Source organism: Acidimicrobiales bacterium, from assembly GCA_041394265.1.
GTDB lineage: Bacteria > Actinomycetota > Acidimicrobiia > Acidimicrobiales > SZUA-35 > JBBQUN01.
Map to the genome: position 1 here is coordinate 1 of JAWKIO010000004.1, position 5,012 is coordinate 5,012.

Sequence of the window (5,012 nt, forward strand, 5' to 3'; positions counted from 1 at the left end):
GTTGCTGAGCCACGTGTCGACTGTTCCGGTGTACGCGCGTTGTGCTCGTGCCGTCCGACGCTGATCCCGGCCTTCACGAAGGCGATCAAGGAACCCCATGGCTAACCCCCGCGGTCGAAGGAGGCGATGGTAGGCCGCTCCCGTGATCGGCGGCGACGCTCAACGTGAAGCACCCCGGGTTCGGTGACTGCTCTGGGGTGTCCCGGGTTCGACGTAGCCGCGATTTCTGGGATCGTCAGGCTGCTGTCGTTGGTTCATGTCGAGCTTCGAACTCGACGGGTGTGAGCATTCCTAGCGCGGAGTGTCGCCGCTGGCGGTTGTGGAACACCTCGAGGTACTCGAAGATCGCCGTGGCGAGCTCGACGCGGGTGCTCCAGCGTCGACGGTTGAGGAGCTCGACCTGCATTCGGCTCCAGAACGACTCGATCATCGCGTTGTCGTAGCAATCGCCCTTCGAGCCCATCGATGGCAGCAGCCCCGAGTCGATCGCCCGGCGGGTGAACGCCCACGACGTGAACTGGGTGCCCTGGTCGCTGTGGATCACGGTCGTGCCCTCCGCTGGCCGGCGGCCGTCGATGGCCATGCCGAGCGCGTTCGTGACCAGCGCGGCGTTCGGTGACGAGTCGATCGACCAGCCCACGACTCGCCGGGACCAGGCGTCGAGGACCACGCAGCAGTACACCTTGCCTTCGCGGGTCGGATGTTCGGTGATGTCGGTGTGAATCGGCCTGGGATCCGCGGGTGCTCCTGAACTTGGAAACGAGGATGAGAGCATGGCAACCAAGAGCGATGGGCGGCGGAGGCCGCAGAAGTACCCGGACGAGCTGCGTGAGCGAGCGGTCCGGATGGTGCAGGAGATCCGTCGTGAGACCGGCGAGTCCCACGGGGTGATCACTCGGGTGGCCCGGGAGCTCGGCGTGGGCACGGAGTCGTTGCGGGGCTGGGTCAACCGCGCCGACATCGACTCGGGCAGGCGTCCGGGCACGACCACGGCCGATGCCGAGAAGATCGCGAAGCTCGAGCGCGAAGTGAAGGAGCTTCGCCGGGCCAACGACATTCTCAAGGCGGCATCGGTTTTCTTCGCGACCGAGCTCGACGGTCCCCGGAGGAGGTAAGGCCGCTGACCTCTGAGGAGGTTGCTGCGGTTGTTGAGTTCATCGACGCCCACCGGACCAAGGAGTCCGGTGGGCTGCGATGGGGGGTCGAGCCGATCTGCGCAGTGTTGGAGATCGCCCCCACCACCTACTGGTCGGCCAAGACCCGGCCACCGTGTAAGCGGAAGATCCGAGACGCCGAGCTGGGACCTGTGATCGAGAAGATCTGGACCGACAACTACTCCGTCTACGGCCGCCGCAAGCTCGCCAAGGCGGTCCGCCGAGCCGGGCTCGATGTTGGCCGTGACCAGGTTGCCCGGCTGATGCGCGAGCACGGGATCCGAGGAGCGTCGCGTGAGAAGAAGCGCTTCACCACCCACGCTGATCCGGCCGCGGTCCGCGCCCCGGATCTGGTGAAGCGGAACTTCACAGCCGACGCTCCCGACCGTCTGTGGGTGGCGGACTTCACCTACTGCTCGACGTGGTCCGGTGTGGTCTACGTGGCGTTCGTGATCGACGTGTTCTCCCGGCGGATCGTCGGCTGGAAAGCAGCACGCACCATGCACGCCAGCCTCGTGGTCGACGCACTGGACATGGCCGCCTGGGCCCGCCGGGGATCGAGCCTCGAGGGCCTGATCTGCCACCACGACGCCGGGTCGCAATACACGTCCATCGCCCACACCGACCGCGTCGCCGAGCTCGGAGCCCGAGCCTCGATCGGCACCGTCGGCGACAGCTTCGATAACGCGATGGCCGAAGCGGTCAACGCGCTCTACAAGACCGAGCTCCACCGCAACCCCGCCGCCCTGGCCGCCAACGGCGGCCACTGGAAGGGCCTCGACGACCTCGAGATCGCCACCTGCCGCTGGGTCTCCTGGTTCAACGAGAACCGCCTCCACAGCGAGCTCGGAGACGCCACCCCAGCAGAGGTCGAAGCAGCCCACTACCGTGCCCTCGCTCAGGCCGACGCGGCCTGAGAAAACCAACCCGACGAGCACCCGTCAAACCCAGGCCGAATCAGTGACCCACAGCTCGTTCGCCTGCGAGCGGCCGAAGTCGCGGGTCACCAGATCCGATGAGGTCGCCACGTTCGCGACCCGTCGGAACTTGGGCCGGCCGGTGATGCCTTGCAGACCGGCTCGGCGCATCAACAGCTCGACGGCGTTGTGGCCCACCGCGATGCCGTGACCCATCGTGAGCTCGGCATGGACCCTCCGTGCGCCGTAGGTGCCACGCGAGTCGAGGTGGACCTGGCGGATCGCGTCGGTCAGCCAGGCATGGCGAACCGACCGCGCTGACGGCGCTCGTTTGCGCCGCTGGAAGAACCCCGAGACCGAGATCCCGAGCACTCGACACGAGGTCTGCACCGGCAGGCCCTCGGCGGCCATCACGTCGGCGGCCGCGAACCGCCTTTTGGGTCCGCCGACTCCTTCAGGAGCTCGCTGGCTCGCCGGTGCACCGCCAGCTCCGACTCGAGCTCGCGGATCTTCTTGCGGGCAGCGGCCAGTTCGGCACGCTCGCCGGTGCTCAGCCCCGGCTCCACGCCCCGGTCAACACGGTCCTGGCGACGCCAGTTGTAGACCGTCTGATCCGAGATCCCGAGATCCCTGGCGATGTCCGCTATCGGCCGTCCAGCGTCGACCAGATCAAGTACCCGACGCCGGAACTCGGCCGGGTATCCCTTCCTTCCCATGGTGTCCTCCTAGAGGACAACACCCCAAGAATCCAAGAATCCCGACTCCGCCGAACCCGGGGCAGACCATGTGGCGTTGGCCTTGGCGGACCGCGGCGTCGAGGTCCTGGCGCATTGCGCCACGCTTATGAGCGCGCCTGTCGTACTGCAGATGATCCAGCGGAACGCCAGCTCGGGCGCGAAAGGGCCCAGGCAGCGCCGCCAGCCGGCGTTCCAAGCCGTCTCAACTGCCCCGTTGCTACGGTCCGAGAGCCCGCGGGAGGGGGTCTGTCAGTTCAGCGTGGTGCGGGGGGTCGAGGCGACTGGGCCCGACCGCTCCGCGGGGCGCGATCGTCTCGTGCGGTGGCGGACTACGGGAGCTTGGACGCGAGGACGTCGGCCGGCAGGATCTCGGGCGCTGCGCCGAGGAGCTGCTGGTTGGCCATCAGGGCTTCGACGATGGCGCCGTTGGCGTGGGTGTCGCGAGCGGACTCGTCGGGAAATGCGTCGAAGATCCAGAAGGTGTCGGGGTGGGTTCGGACCGCGAACCAGACGATCGTTCCTTCTTCATCGTTGGCGAGTTCGACAGCGCTGGCGAGCAGATCGCCGAGCGCGTCGTGCTGTCCATCGGCCGCGACGATCTTGGCGACGAAGGCGTACGGGAGTGATGTGGGTGTGGACACGGTGGTCTCCTTGCTTGCGGGGTTGTTCGTATGAGGAGTCCAACGTACGACAAGCAAGGGGGCGGTGGGGAGTGGCGCATACGGCAGCATTGCTACCGTTCACGCCATGCGTTTCGGACTGATCGCGCTCGATGGCTGCTTCGGCTCGGCGGTCGCGTCGGTGATCGACATCGTGCGGGTGGCCGACGGAGTCCGCGGCGATGTCGACCCACACATCGACCCGATCGAACTCGCCATCATCGGACCGAAGCGACGGGTGACCACGACGACATCGATGACCCTGTCGGTGGAGCACCCGCTGTCCGAGTCCGGCGACTTCGACGTCGTCATCGTCCCTGCGCTTGGAACCCTCACCGCCGCCGCCACCAACGACGCGCTGCAGAGCCGAAATGCTCGTTCGGTCATCGAGTCACTCGCGCGGCTCGACGACGCGACCACCCAGATCGCTGCGGCGTGTACCGGCGTGTTCACCGTCGCCGAGACCGGACGGATGCACCACCGGCGGGCGACGACCAGCTGGTTCCTGGGGCCCGAGTTCCGAACGCGCTATCCGACCGTCGACCTCGATCTCGACACCATGGTCGTGGTCGACGGAAACCTCATCACCGCCGGCGCCGCCTTCGCCCACATCGACCTCGCACTCTCACTCGTGCGATCGATCAGCCCCGACCTGGCCCAGCACGTCGCCAAACTGCTCCTCATCGACGAGCGCCCGTCGCAGGCGGCCTTCGCCGCCTACGAACACCTCCGCCACGATGACCCGATCGTCGTCGAGTTCGAACGCCTCGTGCGCGCCCGCCTCGACGAACCGCTCGACATCGCGTCCGTCGCGCAGTCGCTCGGCACCAGCCGGCGCACCCTCGAACGACGAGTCCGCTCGGCACTCAACCTCACTCCGCTCGGCTTCGTCCAACGTCTTCGCATCGAACGGGCTCGGCATCTCTCGGCAACCACCGACCTCAACTCCGCCGAGATCGCCATGCGGGTCGGCTACGCAAACGCCGAGACACTCCGCTCCCTCCTGCGCAGACAACGACGCCGATCGTGAGCCCAGCGCCACGCGCGTAGCCGGTGTAATAGAACTCCGTTCGGAACCGGAACCGGCACTGCGCGTCGATGCCGATGCGGCGTCCCTGGCCGATCACTCGACACATGCACAGCGCAGCGATATCCGCTCACAGCGTCTGCCGCTGTCACCTATTGTTTGGCGGCGCCCGTCGTCGGAACTGCCCCCGACCGGCCGGATCAGAGCGCATATCTACGACGCCGATAGGTTCCGGCCCGTCCGATAGCCGGCAATCCTGAGCACGGCAGGGTGACCGATATTCTCGGAGGGCTCAGGTGTCGGCGGTGTCCCGGCCGCGTCCCGGCGTCGCCGTGAGCTGCTCGAAGAGCGCCTGGGTCTCGGGCTGGACTTCTTCGGCGTAGCCGTACGACTCGGCGGCTCGCTGTGCCTCGTGGAAGGCCTGGACGATGCCATCACGGTCGCCGGCCTCATAGGCGGCCTGCATTCGCATCCGGTACAGCGACTCCTGGCCCTCGACGATGGTGAGACCCTTGCGG

General features: G+C 67.1%; 7 protein-coding genes. 2 read left to right on the plus strand and 5 right to left on the minus strand.

Going from position 1 to position 5,012, the window contains the following annotated elements:
* Nucleotides 1-235 precede the first annotated feature (235 nt).
* The gene (locus R2733_00105) at nucleotides 236-775 is read right to left on the minus strand and encodes an IS3 family transposase (GenBank protein MEZ5374878.1); all 540 of its coding nucleotides are present in this window, start codon (nucleotides 773-775) and stop codon (nucleotides 236-238) included.
* Here R2733_00105 and R2733_00110 point away from each other — a divergent pair.
* Nucleotides 774-2,071, plus strand: a protein-coding gene (locus tag R2733_00110; protein MEZ5374879.1) for an IS3 family transposase whose coding sequence is annotated in 2 segments (ribosomal slippage) — nucleotides 774-1,089 and nucleotides 1,089-2,071 — 1,299 coding nt in all. Because the reading frame shifts where the segments join, the coding sequence is not laid out codon by codon here. The two genes, R2733_00105 and R2733_00110, sit on opposite strands and share 2 nt — an antisense overlap.
* A gap of 24 nt (nucleotides 2,072-2,095) precedes the next feature.
* Here R2733_00110 and R2733_00115 read toward each other — a convergent pair.
* From R2733_00115 to R2733_00125, 3 genes are all read right to left on the minus strand, one after another.
* Nucleotides 2,096-2,461 carry an IS3 family transposase gene (locus tag R2733_00115; GenBank protein ID MEZ5374880.1) on the minus strand — a complete coding sequence of 122 codons (366 nt, stop codon included), beginning with the start codon at nucleotides 2,459-2,461 and terminating at the stop codon, nucleotides 2,096-2,098.
* Nucleotides 2,462-2,481: 20 nt separating this feature from the next.
* Nucleotides 2,482-2,787: a transposase gene (locus tag R2733_00120; protein ID MEZ5374881.1), complete on the minus strand. Its 306-nt coding sequence runs from the start codon at nucleotides 2,785-2,787 to the stop codon at nucleotides 2,482-2,484.
* 350 nt (nucleotides 2,788-3,137) lie between these two features.
* On the minus strand, nucleotides 3,138-3,449 hold the full coding sequence (locus tag R2733_00125) for an antibiotic biosynthesis monooxygenase (protein MEZ5374882.1): 312 nt from the start codon (nucleotides 3,447-3,449) through the stop codon (nucleotides 3,138-3,140).
* Between the two features lie 106 nt (nucleotides 3,450-3,555).
* Here R2733_00125 and R2733_00130 point away from each other — a divergent pair, with 106 nt between their 5' ends.
* Nucleotides 3,556-4,497 carry a helix-turn-helix domain-containing protein gene (locus tag R2733_00130; GenBank protein ID MEZ5374883.1) on the plus strand — a complete coding sequence of 314 codons (942 nt, stop codon included), beginning with the start codon at nucleotides 3,556-3,558 and terminating at the stop codon, nucleotides 4,495-4,497.
* A 289-nt stretch (nucleotides 4,498-4,786) separates the two neighbouring features.
* On the opposite strand, the gene R2733_00135 is transcribed toward R2733_00130, so the two are convergent.
* Nucleotides 4,787-5,012: hypothetical protein (locus R2733_00135; protein MEZ5374884.1), on the minus strand; the 226-nt coding region annotated here is incomplete at its 5' end.

Coding starts and splice junctions, on each gene's coding strand:
- R2733_00105 (MEZ5374878.1), bottom strand. CDS start 775: ATGCTCTCATCCTCGTTTCCAAGTTCAGGAGCACCCGCGGATCCCAGG.
- R2733_00120 (MEZ5374881.1), bottom strand. CDS start 2,787: ATGGGAAGGAAGGGATACCCGGCCGAGTTCCGGCGTCGGGTACTTGAT.
- R2733_00130 (MEZ5374883.1), top strand. CDS start 3,556: ATGCGTTTCGGACTGATCGCGCTCGATGGCTGCTTCGGCTCGGCGGTC.